This is a genomic window from Roseimarinus sediminis, from assembly GCF_050433125.1.
GTDB classification, from domain to species: Bacteria; Bacteroidota; Bacteroidia; order Bacteroidales; family Prolixibacteraceae; genus Roseimarinus; species Roseimarinus sediminis.
In genome coordinates this window covers 202,443-219,934 of the sequence record NZ_JBNPXV010000003.1, presented here as the reverse complement: position 1 = coordinate 219,934, position 17,492 = coordinate 202,443, and the positions used below count along the sequence as shown (strand labels likewise).

General features: G+C 43.9%; 12 protein-coding genes. 3 read left to right on the top strand and 9 right to left on the bottom strand.

Annotated elements, in window-relative coordinates; all coding sequences use genetic code 11:
- Nucleotides 1–8: 8 nt before the first annotated feature.
- The 6 genes from FHS86_RS05545 to FHS86_RS05520 form a co-directional block, all read right to left on the bottom strand.
- Nucleotides 9–1,019, bottom strand: a complete 1,011-nt coding sequence (locus FHS86_RS05545; RefSeq protein WP_429411974.1) for a PDDEXK nuclease domain-containing protein — start codon at nt 1,017–1,019, stop codon at nt 9–11.
- Nucleotides 1,020–1,162: 143 nt separating this feature from the next.
- Complete coding sequence (gene hemB, locus FHS86_RS05540) at nt 1,163–2,131, bottom strand: porphobilinogen synthase (protein WP_429411973.1); 969 nt, start codon at nt 2,129–2,131, stop codon at nt 1,163–1,165.
- 43 nt (nt 2,132–2,174) lie between these two features.
- Nucleotides 2,175–2,942, bottom strand: coding sequence for a uroporphyrinogen-III synthase (locus FHS86_RS05535; protein ID WP_429411972.1), 768 nt, complete (start codon nt 2,940–2,942; stop codon nt 2,175–2,177).
- Entirely contained in the window at nt 2,920–3,870 is a 951-nt protein-coding gene (gene hemC / locus FHS86_RS05530; protein WP_429411971.1) for a hydroxymethylbilane synthase, read from the bottom strand. Before hemC ends, FHS86_RS05535 begins: the two co-directional genes overlap by 23 nt.
- A gap of 205 nt (nt 3,871–4,075) precedes the next feature.
- On the bottom strand, nt 4,076–5,344 hold the full coding sequence (gene hemA / locus FHS86_RS05525; protein ID WP_429411970.1) for a glutamyl-tRNA reductase: 1,269 nt from the start codon (nt 5,342–5,344) through the stop codon (nt 4,076–4,078).
- 63 nt (nt 5,345–5,407) lie between these two features.
- Nucleotides 5,408–5,788 carry a hypothetical protein gene (locus FHS86_RS05520; protein ID WP_429411968.1) on the bottom strand — a complete coding sequence of 127 codons (381 nt, stop codon included), beginning with the start codon at nt 5,786–5,788 and terminating at the stop codon, nt 5,408–5,410.
- Between the two features lie 409 nt (nt 5,789–6,197).
- Between FHS86_RS05520 and FHS86_RS05515 the strand changes: the two genes are divergently transcribed.
- The 3 genes from FHS86_RS05515 to FHS86_RS05505 all read left to right on the top strand — a co-directional run bounded on the left by FHS86_RS05515 (nt 6,198) and on the right by FHS86_RS05505 (nt 13,200).
- Entirely contained in the window at nt 6,198–9,131 is a 2,934-nt protein-coding gene (locus FHS86_RS05515; protein WP_429411966.1) for a glycosyl hydrolase 115 family protein, read from the top strand.
- A 16-nt stretch (nt 9,132–9,147) separates the two neighbouring features.
- Nucleotides 9,148–11,631, top strand: coding sequence for a glycoside hydrolase family 9 protein (locus tag FHS86_RS05510; RefSeq protein WP_429411965.1), 2,484 nt, complete (start codon nt 9,148–9,150; stop codon nt 11,629–11,631).
- Nucleotides 11,632–11,769: 138 nt separating this feature from the next.
- Nucleotides 11,770–13,200: a glycoside hydrolase family 16 protein gene (locus tag FHS86_RS05505; protein ID WP_429411963.1), complete on the top strand. Its 1,431-nt coding sequence runs from the start codon at nt 11,770–11,772 to the stop codon at nt 13,198–13,200.
- A gap of 4 nt (nt 13,201–13,204) precedes the next feature.
- Here the strand turns inward: FHS86_RS05505 and FHS86_RS05500 are convergent, their stop codons facing one another.
- The 3 genes from FHS86_RS05500 to FHS86_RS05490 are packed head-to-tail and all read right to left on the bottom strand — an operon-like array spanning nt 13,205 to nt 17,324.
- A complete protein-coding gene (locus FHS86_RS05500) occupies nt 13,205–14,080 on the bottom strand; it encodes a polysaccharide lyase (RefSeq protein ID WP_429411961.1) in 876 nt (291 codons plus the stop codon).
- A 32-nt stretch (nt 14,081–14,112) separates the two neighbouring features.
- Entirely contained in the window at nt 14,113–16,401 is a 2,289-nt protein-coding gene (locus FHS86_RS05495; RefSeq protein WP_429411959.1) for a patatin-like phospholipase family protein, read from the bottom strand.
- Nucleotides 16,401–17,324: a YitT family protein gene (locus FHS86_RS05490; RefSeq protein WP_429411957.1), complete on the bottom strand. Its 924-nt coding sequence runs from the start codon at nt 17,322–17,324 to the stop codon at nt 16,401–16,403. The genes FHS86_RS05495 and FHS86_RS05490 overlap by 1 nt, the downstream gene beginning before the upstream one ends.
- Nucleotides 17,325–17,492: the final 168 nt, after the last annotated feature.

The following is a 17,492-nucleotide window of genomic DNA, read 5'->3' as shown; positions in this document are numbered from 1 at the left end:
TTTATTGTCTATTCTTTAATCCTTTTCATAATCAATTTATCATCAGGCAAATATTTTTTATACGCTGATGGCAAGTCCTTTGTTAGTTGATATTCTGCAACTCCAATTGGTTTATTCGTAGTTCGAAGCGCATATTCTACTTCCAACGAATCTTTTTCAGCACAGAGCAAAATACCTATGGATGGATTTTCATTTTCAGTTCTTTCAGTATTGTCTAGAACTTCCAGATAAAAATTTAATTTTCCGGCATATTCAGGTTTAAATTCTCCAATTTTTAATTCAACTGCAACCAAACATTGTAATTTTCGGTGAAAAAATAGCAGGTCGATAAAATATTCTTTCTTGCTTAATTTTATTTTGTATTGATTACCAAGAAAAGCAAAACCTGCTCCAAATTCCATAATGACGTCACGGATTTTTGCTATCATTTTGTTTTCCAACTCGCTTTCTTTAACCCCTTCCTTTAGTCCTAAAAATTCAAGGTTATATTCACTTTTTAGCGCTTCGTCGGCTTGCTCCGATAAATATTCAGGCAATGCTGTTTTGAAGTTATGGGACTTATTTCCGAATAGTGTTCTTTGATAAGCCTTCGATTTTATTTGATTTAACAATACATTTCTACTCCATCCGTATTCGCGTGTGGCATTTATATAGAATTCGGCCTCTTTGTCATCTTTAATTTTTGTGAGTATTAACAAATTTTGACCCCATGGAATTTCTGCGACAAGCTGTCGCAGTATTTCATTTGTTGCATACCTGGCATAAAATCGTCGCATATCCCACAAATTTCTTGCTGAATATCCGCTACTCTCGGAATAATTACTTTGCAAATCTTTCGAGATTCTCTCCACAACAGATTTTCCCCAGCCTTGTTCTTGTTGTTTCTCCATAATTATCTTTCCAATTCTCCAATAGAGACCGATGTGTTCCCTTGTGATTGATTTAACAACTTGAAATTTGGCAGATTGTATTTCTGATTTGATTAACTCGAGTGTGCTATTGTAACTTGCATTTGCCATTTGTCAAATTTGCATTTCCATAAAATTACCCCAAATTTTATTAATCTGTAATTGATTTGATTGTTTTCACTTTTTCTTTATAGAATATAAAACTTCCAGGTTTCAGTTGTACATTCCCCTCTTGTGGAGGCGGTGGGCAAGGCTTACAATTTATCTACTACATCCTGCGAATGATAGCTGATGATCATGTCGCTGCCGGCACGTTTAATGGAGGTAAGGATTTCGAGGGTGATCCGCTCTTCGTCGATCCAGCCTTTTGCAGCGGCTGCCTTTACCATCGAATATTCACCACTCACATTGTAGGCGCAAACCGGCATGTTGAATTCGGTACGAACCCTGTGAATGATGTCGAGATAACTCAATGCGGGCTTCACCATCACAATGTCGGCACCTTCTTCAATGTCGGCCATTACTTCGCGCATGGCTTCGTTGCTGTTGGCGGGATCCATCTGATAGGTTTTGCGGTCGCCGAATTTTGGGGCACTTTCGGCTGCTTCGCGGAAGGGACCGTAAAAAGCCGAAGCATATTTGGCCGAGTAAGCCATGATGGGCGTATTGTAAAAACCACTGCCATCGAGTGCTTTACGGATGGCACCCACGCGTCCGTCCATCATATCGCTGGGAGCCACCATGTCGACCCCTTCCTGCGCCAGTGAAACCGATTGTTTGGCCAGCGTTTCGAGCGTAAGATCGTTGTGAACATCGTTGTTCACAATGGTGCCGCAATGGCCGTGGGTGGTGTACTCGCAATTGCACACATCGGCAATGAGGTACATACCGGGGACTTCTTTTTTCAAGGCTCTGACGGCTTGCTGCACTATGCCGTTGTGCTCGCAGGCCACCAGCCCGTGTTCGTCCTTGTGTTCAGGAATTCCGAACAGGAGCACTGCCTGGATGCCTTTGTCGTAAAGGGCCTTGGTTTTTTCCACCAACAGATCGACCGACAATTGCGAGTTGCCCGGCATGCTGCTGATTTTGTTTTCAACTTCCGTTCCCGGACAAACAAACAGCGGCATGATTAAGTCGTCGCGGGTAAGTATGGTTTCGCGCATCAGGTTACGGGTAACCGGCGAAGTGCGCAATCTTCTGAGTCGTGTTGTTGGAAAAGCCATATTCTTGTATTTTTTGGTTAACTGATTGTTGCTTATTTCTTAATTACACCTTTTCGATTTGTTGTATAGCTTCAAAAATACCAAAAGCATTCGACATTTTAGCCGTGCTAAGTGGTACAATTCCCAGCGAAAGGGCCTCATCGCTTGTTGTGGTGCCAATGCTGATAAGGCGAAGTTGTTTTGGCTTGAATTCAGGAGGAAGCAGCATTAGCAGATGCTTAATTCCCGACGGACTGGTGACAATGATGTAATCGTAATTGTTCTCAAGGACCCTGTTCAGAATATCCGTGTTGACCGATTCAGGTTGCTGGTTATTGTATACCACCAGTGAGGTGCATTTTGCTTTTTGAGAAAGTATTTTAGCAATGGTGCCACGTGCAATGTTGCCTTCGGGAAACAGGATGTGGTCGCTATTGTTGATGGCTGGTAACAGCTCATTGGCCAGTTCAAATCCGGTATTTCCACTGTTGTCAATGCATGTTTCGTATCCATAGCTTAAAAGCACACTTTTCGATTTTGTGCCAACCACTGCTATTTTTATCGAGGCGGGGAGTCGATAATTCCCATTAATCATTTTAATCTGCTTAAAAAAGAAATGGATCCCGTTGGGGCTGGTAAATACAATCCATGTAAATTGACGCAACTCCTTAAGAATCGCTTTTTCTGAACCTTTCAGCTGTGCACTTTCTATTTTGATGGTAGGCATTTCAAGCAGAACAGCTCCTTCTTTCTCAAGCAGATTTTTCAATTCGGTATTTTGCCCCAGCGGGCGGGTTGAAATGAGTACTTTATTTTGCAGACTGTGTCCCACTGTTATTTTTTTTGATTTGATTCAAAATGCTTTTTGCACCACGTTCGATCAATTTGTTGGCCAATTCTTTGCCACAGTTTTCAGGACTGGTGATACTGCCACTGTGGTAATCCTTTACCATTTCGTTGCCATCGACCGAAGCCACAAAGCCGTAAAGGGTGATTTCGTCGCCGTTGGTTTCGCTGTAGCAACCCAGGGGTACCTGACAGCCACCTTCGAGTGTGCGTAAGAATGCACGTTCAGCAAGAATGGAATTCCAGGTAGGCTGATGATTGATTTTTTGGATCAGTTGCATGATTTCCTCATCGTTTTCACGTACCTCGATGGCGATCGCTCCCTGTGCCACAGCCGGCATTACCACTTTGGGATCAATAATTTCACTAATGTAGTGTTCGAGTCCCAGGCGTTGAAGTCCGGCAGCAGCCATAATCATGGCATCACAATATCCTTCGTCCATTTTGCGAAGGCGGGTTTGTACATTGCCCCTGATGTCTTTTATTTGTAAGGAAGGGATTTGGTTGAGCAGGGCCGATTGACGACGCAAACTCGAAGTGGCGACCACGTCATTGGCTGTGAGTTGGTCCAGTTTCTTGCCATTACGGCTTACCAGCGCATCGCGAAACTCACCACGCTCAAGCACGGCTCCCAGCATTAAACTTTCGGGTAGTGTAGTGGGTAAATCCTTCAAACTGTGAACGGCCAGGTCGGCTTCCCCGTTTAAAAGTGCTTCTTCAATTTCTTTGGTAAATAAACCTTTGTCCCCAATCTTTGATAGGGCGACATCCAATATTTTATCACCTTTGGTGTGTATTATTTTTATTTCAACATGAAGTGACGGGTGGGCAGCTTCAAGCTCCGATTTTACTTTCTCGGCCTGGTATAAGGCCAGCTGGCTTCCGCGGGTTCCAATTATGATTTGTTTTTTCATCTCTTATATTTAGAAGTAAATTCTTTAATGTAGTAACCTGGTCGTGTTGTAACTTAGCTGAAAATAGGGTTCAGTGAGTAGCCATTGCACTTGCAACCGCACTAAATGAGGGGTGAGTGAATACCTGTGCCAAAACACTCCAATGGCCGTTTTCGGTTTGAATTACACTACATCCCCCAGCTCTTACTCGTCGATCATCAGGCGGCTATTTGCGCCTGTTGTTGTCTTCGAGTTTAAACAGCTCGTTGATGATGTGCAGCGAATCGGTATTTCTACCGTTATCGGTTAGGTCTTTCAGATTTTTAATCAGCAAACGGGTATATCGCTGTACAATGTGTTTGGTGTATTCGTCGACTGCATGCTTAATTTCTTCCGAATCGATGTTCTTAAAGCTTTCGAGCTCCTGACGATAAACTCCTTCCAGGTTGTTGGATATCACTTTAATGGCCGGACGCAATGAGCGACTAATCATCCAGTCGTTGAATTCGTTGGCCACCTCTTCAATTATTGCTTCTGCTTTTTGGGCGGCTTCTTTTCGTTTTTCGGTATTTTCGCTGATTACTTTCTGCATGTCATCAACTGCATACATTTTTACACCTTCAACCTGAGCTATTTCAGGATCGATGTTCCGTGGTACCGAAAGATCAATCATTATTACTGGTTTTCCGCTTTGCTGCCTTGCTTTCTCCACCATCTTCCTGGTAATTACATAATGAGGTGCCCTGGTAGCCACTACCACCACATCGTGATACTTCAGCTCCTTGTCGAGTTTTAGAAAGGATGAAACTTTTGAGTTGAACTTCTCGGCCAGAATTTGAGCTTTTGAGGCTGATCGGTTGATGATGGTTGAAGCCCCAATTCCTCTTTTGTACATGTTCTGAAGGGTAAGACTGCCTGTATCTCCGGCACCGACCACCAATACCGACTTATCGTTGAGACAGCCCATTTCCTGTAAACACAACTCTACAGCGGTACTGCTAACCGAAAGGTTGCCCAGCTTGATACCGGTTTCGGTTCGCGCACGTTTTCCGGCTTCAAACGATTTCTGGAAAAGTCGCATCAATACAGCATCGGTAAGAGCGTTTTCGGTACAATAAACATAGGCATCTTTAAGTTGTCCTATAATTTGATCTTCACCGATAATCATTGATTCGAGGCCGGAGGCTACCTTGAATAAATGCTTTACAGCCTCCAGGTCAAATTTATGATAGAAATAGCGGGAGCATTGTCCTTCAGCACCTTTGAATTTCTTAATGGCTTCTACAATTCTTTCGCTGGCGCTAAGCCTGTCGAGCGAAGTTTGTGAAATATAGAGCTCTGTTCGGTTGCAGGTTGAAAGCAATACCAGATCAGAAATTCCGGTTTCCTTTTGCAGAAAATCGGCAAATGGTAAAATTTCGTCCTGTGAAAATGAAAATTGTTCCCTTTTTTCTATGGGTGCAGTCTTATAACTAATGCCTATTAAGCCAATCATAATTTTCTTTTGCAAGATGTATAAAAACCAGTTTGATGAATTTGATGAATTGCTGCCCTTTGCTTAGGCTACGATGGCAGGAGGTGGTCTGTTAAAAAGTTCAGAAGTGTATTTTGCAAAAGATGGGTGTTCGGAATAAATGGGGGGAGAATAGTTTGGTGCGATCAGTTTATTGGTACCGGACTTGTCATTTTGGACAGTTGACTCGTTTTGCTTAATCTCTGTCTTTTCAGTAAAATCCATAAAATGTACAAGCCGGTCATCCGCTTCAAGTTCGACCTCTCCCGTATCAAGTGTCTCATAATTAATTATATTGGAAGCAAGCTCATCTTTTCCTGCATCTTCTCCTGATTCAGAGAAAAAACCGGTGCTAAATACCAGCAAATAGGCAAAAGCTATCAGCAGGTAAAGCAAAGGTGATGACATTATTCCAATTAGAAACACAGACGCTTATTTATTAGTGAAGACCAAAAGTATATTTTTTTTAATCAGAAAAAAACGATTTACAGGAAAACACATAAACTTCGATGAGGTTTAATCTAATTTGAAAAATATCGCAAGTGGCTGACTGACTTATCTCTTTATTTGAGTTGATATTTATCAATCGATACGCTGGCCAAGTTGGAAGTAGATTTTTGTTGTTCTTATTTTTTGATTTGAAAGAAGGCAGGGGGGCATTTGTTTTATTAGTCGTCAAAAACCAGCAGTCAGGCCTGCTATGGGCAAAATATTACCTCCGAATACCAAAAATTTACCCCTTTTGTTTCATTTCCATTTCGTTATTTTGTTTCTGGTTCCAGGAGCAAGAATCGCTTTGCTTCCGGAATAAAAACCGATGATAAAAAAATCAGAAATGAATTATTTACAACTTTCCGTGAAAGATTACCTGCCAATCACCTTCATCGCAATCACTGTGCTGATGATGTCATGTATGCGTCCCTCAGCTGGCGATGAAAGCAATACAGGAACACTTCAAATGTTTGATAACAACTATGTGATCACTGAAGCAGGAGTTTCAGGTTTTCCGCTGGTTGAGGAAGGCAAGGCTGCTACGGTGATATACGATAGCAGTGATGAAGCCGGCTTACCACGCATTCTGTCCTATTTTAGCAAGGATGTTGAGATGGTTAGCGGTGTTCGGCCAACCGTTCTTGCCGATGAAGTACCAGTCGGAAAACACCTGGTAATTGTCGGGTCGCTTGAGAAAAGTTCGCTGATTAAAAAACTAATTGAAGCTGGTAAGCTGGATGTGGCTGAAATTAAGGGAAAATGGGAAAACTCGCTTATCGAGGTGGTGCAAAATCCGTTCGAAGGCGTTGAAAGTGCCCTGGTTGTTACCGGTAGCGATAAAAGGGGAGTTTATTACGGACTTTTCGATATTTCAAGGCAAATGGGTGTTTCACCGTGGTATTGGTGGGCCGATGTACCTGTCGACCAACATGAGCATATTTTTATTAAGGAAGGACGATTCGACCTGGGTGAGCCGAAAGTAAAATACCGGGGTATTTTTCTGAATGATGAAGAACCGGCACTTGGACGTTGGGCTGTAGAAAAATACGGAGGATTCAATCATCAGTTTTATGAAAAGGTGTTTGAACTGATGTTGCGGCTCAAGGGTAATTATATGTGGCCGGCCATGTGGTGGGCCAGTTTTAATACCGACGATCCCATGAACCGTCAATTGGCACATGAGATGGGCATTGTGATGGGAACCTCGCACCACGAACCCATGGATCGGGCACATGCCGAATGGAAAGCCAAAACGGACAAGGGGGCATGGAACTACGAAAGCAATGCTGAAGAATTGCGTCAGTTCTGGCGCGAAGGTATTGAGCGGATTGGAGAACGTGAGGTGGTAATTAATATGGGCATGCGTGGCGATGGTGATATGGCCATGAGCGAGGAAACCAACATAGCCCTGCTTGAGCGCATTGTGGCCGATCAGCGCAAAATTATTGAAGAAGTAAGGGGAGAAGCAAAGGTAAAAACACCACAAATGTGGGCCCTTTATAAAGAGGTACAGGAGTATTACGATAAGGGCATGCGGGTTCCCGATGATGTGACCCTGCTCCTTTGCGACGATAACTGGGGTAATATCCGGAAACTGCCCAAGCCTGGTTCAGCCATTCGTTCGGGGGGCTATGGTATTTACTATCATTTCGATTATGTTGGAGGTCCGAGAAGTTACAAGTGGTTAAATACCAGTCCGATTCCTCGTGTGTGGGAGCAGATGAATCTGGCTTACCAGCATGGTGTGAAAGAACTTTGGCTGGTGAACGTGGGCGATCTGAAACCAATGGAATATCCCATTACTTTTTGGCTCGATTTCGCATGGAATCCCGAGAAAATCAGCGCCAACGACCTGGAACAATACGCCATCAATTGGTCGGGCGAACAGTTTGGTGCCGAGAATGCAGCACTGATTGCAGAATTTATGAAGAAATATACCAAGTTTAATGGTCGCCGGAAGCCCGAGTTGCTTGAACCCGGCACCTACAGTCTGGTTCATTTTAACGAGGCCCAAAACTATGTAAAGGAATACACCCAGCTTTATACCGAAGCATACGTACTGGGTAAAAAATTACCTGAAAAATATGCCGATGCTTATTACCAGCTGGTACTTCATCCCATTGAGGCCTGTTCGAATCTGAATGAGATGTACGTGGCAGCTGCCAAAAACCGTTACTATGCCAAACAGGGCAGAGCCACCGCCAATACCTATGCCGATAAGGTAAAGGCCTTGTTTGATCGCGATGCGGCCATCACTCAATATTATCATACCGAACTGGCTGGCGGAAAATGGAATAACATGATGAATCAAACCCACATTGGCTATACCTATTGGCAGCAGCCCGATAAAAATTATATGCCCGAGGTAAAAACCATCCGACTTCCCAACGAAGCAGCGATGGGGCTTTCCGTTTCTGGATCGGAACGATGGATCCCCGGTGAAGGAGGAAGGGCCGTACTGCCCGAGTTCGACTGTTTTAACCGGCAACAATATACCATCGAGGTTTTCAATAGGGGTGCCATGCCTTTTAATTTTACGGTAAAGGCCGATGACGGATGGATCAAACTGAACCCCGGCAGCGGTGAAGTGAAAGAGCAGTCTGAGGTAATCGTTACAATTGATTGGGCTGCTGCTCCCAAAGGTACCGTGAATTCGCTGATCGAGGTCAGCGATGATCAGGGAAATACACTCCCCGTACTTGCCACAGTATACAATCCTGCCGATGATGAATTGAATGCAATGAAGGGCTTTGTTGAGAGTAACGGATACATTGCAATCGAAGCACCCAATTTTTCACGAAATACAAATGGAAGTAATGCACAATGGGAGCTGATTCCTGGTTTGGGACGTACGCTCGGAGCCATGCATCCGGTGCCGGTTAATTTGTTGCCTGACTATGCTTCCGACCTTGACCAGGCTGTGCTTGAATACGATGTATTTACCCGTAACAGTGGTGTTTATGAATTGAAGACGCATTTGTCGCCAACACTGAATATTTACAACGATGAAGGGCTTGAATTTGCTGTGTCGATCGATGATCAGGAGCCCGTTGTTCTTAATATGCACGAAAAATTTTCTTTCCGCGACGGGGAAGAAGCATTGCGTAACAATACCCTTTACACTGGCTGCAAGCTTACAATCGATACTCCGGGTAATCATACCCTGAAGGTTTGGATGATTGATCCGGGAGTGGTCATCCAGAAGTTGGTTTTAAGCAATAGTGACTATAACAAATACACTTACCTGGGACCACCAGAAAGTGCCCGTGTTCAATAATTTAAAAGGAGAACGAATGAAGGAGTTTTTTAAAATGAGCATCTTAATGCTATTGGTGTTTTTTTTGGGCACTTTGTGCGTATCGGCCCGGGAGACCGATAGCAAAGGCCTTGTGCTAAACGAAAAAGAGTATTATCAGGTTGAAGGTGTTAACTTTTTGGTTTTTACCAACTGGTATAACGGACTTTTTGGTGATGAAAAAACGAGCGGTGTCGAATTAATCCATCACGGAGTACGAACGGTAACCAATGGTGATGTGCGAATGATGCCAACACCCGAACAATGGGATCCGGTTCCACGCTTTATCGAAAGGAAGGTCGATCGTGAAAAGGGAGTAATTGAAGCCAGGCTTGAATATCCCGAGCACAACTTTGCCTATACCATCCGTTCAGAAGCAAAGGGTGAGCAATTGATTGTTTCGGTTCTGATCGATCAGGCGCTTCCTGAACAGCTGGTTGGGAAAGCCGGTTTCAATATGGAATTTCTTCCGGCAGCCTATTTCGAAAAGACTTATTTAGCCGATGACAAACCTGGAGCTTTTCCCCTCTATCCGTCGGGGCCAATGAAAATTAATGATGAAGGACTGACAGAAGCACTCTCGCTGGCAAATGGTCGCAGGCTTGTACTGGCTCCCGAAGATGACGAACGCAGGGTGACTATTGAAGCTGAAAAAGGAGAACTCATGCTCTTCGATGGCCGTAATAAAGCGCAAAACGGATGGTATGTTGTTCGCAGCCTGATTCCTTCGGGATTATCGGGTGAAGTAATTCGCTGGACAATCACGGCCAACTCAATTGAGGGATGGATGCGAAAACCCATGATCGCATATTCGCAGCTGGGCTATCATCCGGCACAGAAAAAAGTCGCCAGGGTAGAATTGGATGCCAGCGATCACCTTGAAAAGGAAGCTGAATTGTATCAGATTGATGCCAGTGGAACAAGAATTCTTGTAAAAAAAGCGATGCTCACCGATGCCGGCAGCTATTTGCGTTACCGTTACGGAACTTTCGATTTCAGCGAAGTAACAAGCTCCGGTTTATATTGTATTAAGCTTGAAGAAAGCATTACAACTCCTTTCAGAATTGCAGACGATATCTACCTGGACGCGTGGCAACCTGCGCTCGACATTTACCTGCCGGTGCAAATGGACCACATGATGGTGAATGAAGCCTACAGGGTCTGGCACGGATTATCGCACATGGACGATGCCCTGCAGGCTCCTGTAAATCACACTCATTTTGATCTTTACGCACAAGGACCAACCACCGATACCCCTTATCAACCGGGCGAACATATTCCAGGTTTAAATGTTGGCGGATGGTTCGATGCGGGCGACTACGATATTCGTACTCAAACTCATTATCATACCATATCAACCATGGTAGATGCCTGGGAGCATTTTAAAATTGACCGGGATCAAACACTGGTTGACCAAAGCACCCGCTATGTCGATCTGCATCATCCCGACGGAAAGGCTGACCTTCTCCAGCAAATTGAACATGGTGTGCTGGCATTGGTCGCTCAATATCATTCGTGCGGTCATGCCATTCCAGGTATCATTGTAGGCGATATTTCTCAGTATACCCATTTGGGCGATGCCATCACCATGACCGATAACCTGATTTATAATCCTGAGCTGGGTGAAAATGAAAGCAATGGTTTCGAAAGTGGGAAGTTTGACGATCGCTGGGCGTTTACCAGCCGGTCAACTCCGCTCAATTATGGTTCGGCCGCAGCACTTGCCGCAGCAAGCCGCGTATTGGCCGGGTATAACGATACCCTGGCAGCCGAGTGTTTACGCCTTGCCCGTAGTGTATGGGAAGAAGAAGGAAGCAAGGAACCCGATCTGTTTCATGTGGGAAACACTACCGGCGGCGAACTCACACATGAAAAGCTGAAAGCGGCGATTGAATTGCTGCTTGCTACCGGAGATGATAAGTACCAGCCTTATATCCGGGAAGTATTGTCAGAACAAAGCGATGCCTACTCCCGCTATGCTTCGCTCTTTGTAAAAGCAAGACCGAAAATGGATGAACAATTCAATGAAGCGTTAAGAAACAAGGTGGTGACCTGGATGGAGAATCAACCTGAATTTGATAATCCGTTTAATGTGCCGATTACCCGTGGAGGCTGGGCTGGCAATGGTGCTGTTATGGGCTATGCCATTAATAACTATCTGCTGCACAAGGCTTATCCCGATCTGGTTTCAAACGAGGCGGTGTTCGACGGGCTGAATTATATTCTGGGTTGTCACCCGGCATCCAACCTGTCTTTTGTGTCAGGCATTGGAACGGTATCGAAGAAGGTGGCTTATGGAATGAATCGGGCCGATTATTCATTCATTGCAGGCGGAGTGGTTCCCGGTGTGTTGATCTTACCACCAGATTTCCCCGAAAATAAAGAGGACTGGCCATTCCTGTGGGGTGAAAACGAATATGTAATTCCCATGTCGATGAGTTATCTATTTTTAGTGCATGCAGTGAACGACCTGTTGAAATAAAACAAGCAGCTGTTGGCAAATGCAAAATTACTGCCTGTTATTTTGCATTTGCCAATTTTTTTAATCAATATTTTCTTCCTTTGCCAATGTAATCGTACAATTTCTTATTTTTAGAAAATCTTCACTTAAATCGATTTCATGGCCAGATTGAAAGATACAGAAACCATTGAGCAGCAGTACGAAAAGTTGTGGCGCGACTATCAGCTTTATCTGCAGGTTGAAAAATCGGAGAAACTGAAACGCTATCTCAGTTTAAAGGAAAAGGTAGAATCGAAACCATTTCAGAAAACGAAAGACGAAATAGAAGCGCTTCGCTTTAAAGGATCGCCCGAAGAAAAACTGCTGAAACAATACCAGAAACTGAATAAAAACCGTAAAATAAAACTTTACTTTCAGGTGTTGGCCGGGGCCGATCTTTCACGCTTTCAATCGATTCAAAAACAAGGCCTTGTTGAAGAATTTAAGGAGTTGGAACAGTATGTAAAACGGGGTACTTTCAAGGCTGCAAAAAAAGCTTTCAAACAACGTAAGAAGCGGGACAAGGAATTTGCCGAAAGTTGGGAACAAAGCGATGCTTTTGCAAAGAAGTCAAAGTATGAAAGCCTTAGAAAATCGGACGATCTTATTTTCATGCATCGCTTTCAACGTTCGCGAGCCTATCAGAATTATTTACGAATGGATGATTCCTACCTTCTGAATCAGTACAACGACCTGAAAGAAGAGATTGAATCTGAAAAATTTAAAGAGCGCAAAGCCTATCTCGAGGATGCGACGCGCTATGAAAAGACGGACGATTTTAAAGAGCTCTCAGAGTTTAAAACGCTTGAGGCTGACCAGGAGATTCAACTTTATCTGAATTATAACGATACCGACGATTTCAAATTCTTCAGAGAATGGGAACTAACATTCGAAGAGCAATTCGAATCGTTCGATCCCATCTGGTCTTTTGTATCTCCAGTAGCCAGTAAAGGCCCCGGCAGGAATTTCAGTATGAATGACCAGCTTCATTACGCGAATTATGATGACAATTTTGACCTGGAAAATGGCATACTGACCCTTGAAACCAAACAGGAAAGCGTTGACGGCCTGTATTGGGATGAACAGTTTGGTTTTGTTCCAAGGCGTTTTTCCTATGCGACGGGCTTGTTGCATTCGCTAAAAGGATTTCAACAGGAATACGGGCACTTTGAGGTGAAAGTGAAAGCATCTAAAATAAAGGGGGTAATCAGCTCTGTTTCGCTGGTCGATGAAGATGAAACAACCTGTATTCGTATTTATACAGCCCAGGCAAATGCAGTGCAGGGTGGCGTTGTTGTAACCGATCAGCTTTCAAAATCCTTCGACCCCGTTAAACTGAAAACACCATCGAAAGGATACATGATTGTTGCACTGACATGGACACCCGAGAAACTTGAATGGAGTGTTAACAATAAGGTGATGGGTTCCACTACTTCTTATATTCCGCATACACCGCTGGGTTTACGTATCGAAACGGAAGTAATTAAAGAAACAGGCAATTTACCACACCGCCTGGATATTGACTGGATTCGTTGCTTTCGCAAACGTTAAGCTGCTATTCTTGTTTGCACTTTAAAGGTGTTTTAGCAATATGAAAGTTTGAAAAGCGGGCATAACTGTTATGCAACGGTCCCCAGTCGGGGGTATTACCGCCATGAAAGGTGGAGAAATAGCATCCGCCAATTAGTCCGTTATGGTTTGCTGTATGGCGAAAACAAATGTCATTTCTGTTCAACTGCAGGTTTCCGTTAATCCATACTTTCAGTCTTCCGTCGTCGTTACCGGGAGTGCCTGTGTTTATATATTGTTCAATGCAAATCCATTCTCCCGGTCTGGCTGCAAAGTCAAGATCGAGATCCTGGCCCCAGGTTTCACTGCCATAGTTTCCATTGCTGCTTTTGGGTAAATAGGCATAAACAACCAGTTGACCCTGTTTGCGCCACATCAGTCTTAAAGTCCAGCCATTGGTTCCATCGGGCTGATCGCCACCCGAACGGGACCACGAATCACCGCCACCCATTAAACCCGGAAGCTTGCCGCCCAGCCTGAAATCAAAACCTGGTTCAAACTGGAGATAGTAACGTAAATACAGTTCCTGAAAGTGTCCTTCTGTAATTCCGGGCAAATTTCTAAAAACCAGCGGAAATTGTGCTCCGCTTTCCCCCGGACCGACTCCCGTTTGCGGATAAGCGACTTTTAGTACGCTTTTTTTCAACTTTTCATCGTATACAATGCTGCTTCTTTCAGTTCCCTGTAGCCATTCGATACCCCAGTTCTTCTTCCAGTTCTCACTTCCAAAATCGTCGTTGAAATCGCCCCGGAAAATAATTTCAGTTGCATTAGTGTCCGGTAGTTGTGCTGCTGTTTTGATGGTAAAAAATAAGCCCAATGCGATCAACAGTAAGCCTGGTTTTAGAGATGTGTATTGCATAGTTATGTTTTTAGCAGAAATTTACCGATGGGTTAAAAAGCACGTTGGTTGAACAACATGAAGCCCATGTTGACCGAAAAAAACCATTTTTGTCCGGGTTTGTCATAATAATTCATTTCAATACTCAGAGGTCCCAAGCGTGTGTGAAAAACGGCAGCACCCATGCTCATGAGATGTATTTTGGGAAAAATTTCCTCAGAATAACTGACCCGGTTCAAGGGTTGTGCCAGCAGGCTTTGAATTGGGAAGAAGGTGTATAACTCGCTTCTGAAGTGCAGGTTGTCGTTGTATTTATAAATAAATTTTCCACCGGCAGCAAAAAACTGATTGGCCCTGTAATGTTCAATGAACATCGATTTGCTGTTAGGGGTAGGAGTGAATGCAGGGGCATTCAGTAAGGACGAGGTGTAGTTGCTCAACAAGGTGTTGTTGTTGATGATGGCTTGTGCCATTATTCCCACGGTAGTGTATTTCGACAGTGAATAATATTGATCGTACAGTGCTTCTATCTGAAAATAATTGTGTCGTTGCGACATGCGCTCGGGAACGGGGGCAGTGGTGCCCGGATTAAAATCTTCAGTTCCGGTGATGTAGCGCATGGTAAATAATTTCCTTCCTCCTTCGGTGGGGTACTGTTTAAAGTCGTAATTTTTTTTGTCAATCCTGATATGCGCTGAATAAGCCTTGAAAGTGGTTGCATCCAGTTCGTCGCTTTCATTGAATACCCTGGTTTGGTAATACTCATCGAACGAACTCGACTGGGCAACTCCAACGTCGATCAGGCCTGTTTTGGTGTAGGGCATACCCGCTTCGAATTTGAAGTTACTTTCGGTTTGGCGCAGGTACGAAGGCCGAATGTCTGTAAATATTAAATCGGTACTGGTGGCAAAATAATCCCAGATATTGAGCGTAAAATAACCTGAAATATAGAAGGGACGCCGGGTAGGAGAGTCGATTCGGCCACCCAGCATAAATGAGTTGTAGAACCTTCCAAAGTAGAGGTTGCTCGATAATTTATAGGCCCTGTTTTTAAATGTTTTATAATTGGCCTGTAAATAACCAAAGGTGTTTGAACGGGTCGAAAGGTGGCCTCCAAATTCAACATCGAGCGGTTTTCGGGGCTCAACCTTCATGTGCAGATCGAAGTAGCCTGTTTGCCGGTTGTAAAATGCCAGCGGCTGAATTGATTTTATCTGATCATCGGCCGTTAGTTTGAAGTAGGAATCTTTTAGTTTTTCAATGTCAATCAGGCGTTCTTTCGATTTTATTGACTCGATGATGTACCGGCGCTGTGAATTGTCGGTTATGCCTTCTACCTGAATGTTGTTGAATATCAGTTCAGGCTTTCTCATAATGAATTCTTTACGACCTTGATCAACTTCTTCCTTGCTAATCCTCCGTTGTACCTTGTTTTCTATTGAATCGATACTTCCTAGTGCTGTTTCGATACCGCGCGTGTAAATGTAATTGACCTTGGCAAAGTCCAACAGGCTTACATCGTTGAGTTCGGTTTCAAGTAAAATGCCCACCGAATCGGCGATTTCGTAGTTGGTTATCTGGGTTACCATGGCCTCAATCTGACTGAAAATATCTTCTGCGTCGGGTTTATCCCAGGCCGCAGCCACTTTATGACCAATGATGAAATCGGGATTGAAGTCTTCCTGCATGATGTCGGTCGGAAAATTATTAACAATACCGCCATCGAAGAGCAGAACGCCGTCTTTCTCTATGGGTTTGTACACCAGCGGAAAGGTCATCGAGGCCCTGATGGCTTCACCTACATCACCATGGCGATGAATGACTGCCTTGTTGTGATAAATGTCGGTTGAAACACAACGGAAAGGAACAAACAGTTGGTCGAAATCGCCCTGGCATACGGCCGATGTCTGGGCTGTTAGTTGCATGAAGGCGAAATCCATTTGTCGCTCGGGAACAATGTTAATGGGCAAAATCAGTTTTACTCCGTCTTCTTTCTTTGTAATATCAACCTTCAGCCATTCGGGATGTTCATCGTTGCGTTTAAAGTAATAGAGATCATCCTTGTCCATCCGGCCGGTTGACCATAGCCTGAAGTCGTCTGAGTTAAACAGTTCTATCATTTCTTCGGGGCTCATGCCCGAAGCATATAGCCCTGCAATGATGGCACCAATCGATGTTCCGGCAACATAGTCAATGGGAATGTTATGTTCTTCGAGCACTTTTATCAAACCGATATGGGCCAGTCCTTTAGCCCCGCCGCCACTGAGCACCAGCCCCACTTTTTGAGCAGGAGCTGTAACTGTAGTAATTATCAGTAATATGATCAGTGTGATTCGTTGCATTATGATTCTACTTTTTGATTAAGTGATTGAAAGCCTTCACCCAGTATTTCGCGGGTATCCATTACAGTAATGAATGCATTTTCGTCGATGGAGTGGATGTATTGCTCCAGTATGGCTACCTCACGACGGCTCACCACCGTGTAAATAATTTGCTTTTCTTCGTTGGTGTACATTCCTTTACCCGAAAAGTAGGTGCCACCCCGTTCAAGATCAACCAGTATTTTGTGTTTTATTTTTTCATGTTCATTCGATATGATGAAAAGCGCCTTGTGATAGTTGCCTCCTTCGAGGGTCAGGTCGATGGCGCGTCCGGTAATGTAAATAACCAGCCATGAATAAAGCGGAATCTTCCAATCCTGAAAAGCCAGCAAGCCCAGCAATACAATTGCCGAATCGACGTAAATCATTAATTGCCCTAACTGCAGGTTGGTGAATTTGGCAATGATCATGGCAATGATGTCAGAACCTCCCGAGGTAGCTCTCGATTTAAAAATCAGTCCCAGACCGAAACCAAGCAAGACGCCACCAAAAACGCACGAGAGCAGTACATCATCTACCAGCGGCAAACTACTGTCGGGACGCAGGTAGGTAATACCATCCATAAATACCGAAGTGAGCACAAAACCTGTAATTGTTTTGACACCAAAACGGGGACCCAGTATTTTGATACCTGCCCAGGTAAGTGGTATATTCAGTATCAATCCGAACAAGCCAATGGGAATACCCTCGGGCCAGAAGGAAAAAAAGCCTTTCGAAAGGTAATGAACTACAATGGCAATACCATAAACACCTCCGGGAACAATTTTATGCGGTGTAATAAAGTACACAAATCCTGCTGCCAGAATAAAGGCTCCCGTAACAATGAAAAAATAATCGCGTAACCATCGCTTTGAAAACATTTTATCCTTCGAAATCAACGCCATCGTCCTGCTTTTTAAGGGTTATAAAAATTGCCCCTAATTTAACGATAAAACGACTGAATAAATAGTACTAAAATCAGTATTTGAACATAAGCTGTTCACTGTTTTACATCAGTAAGCTAATATTGAATGCTTCTAAGATAAGCTGACAGCCTGTGACCTGTTTGATTA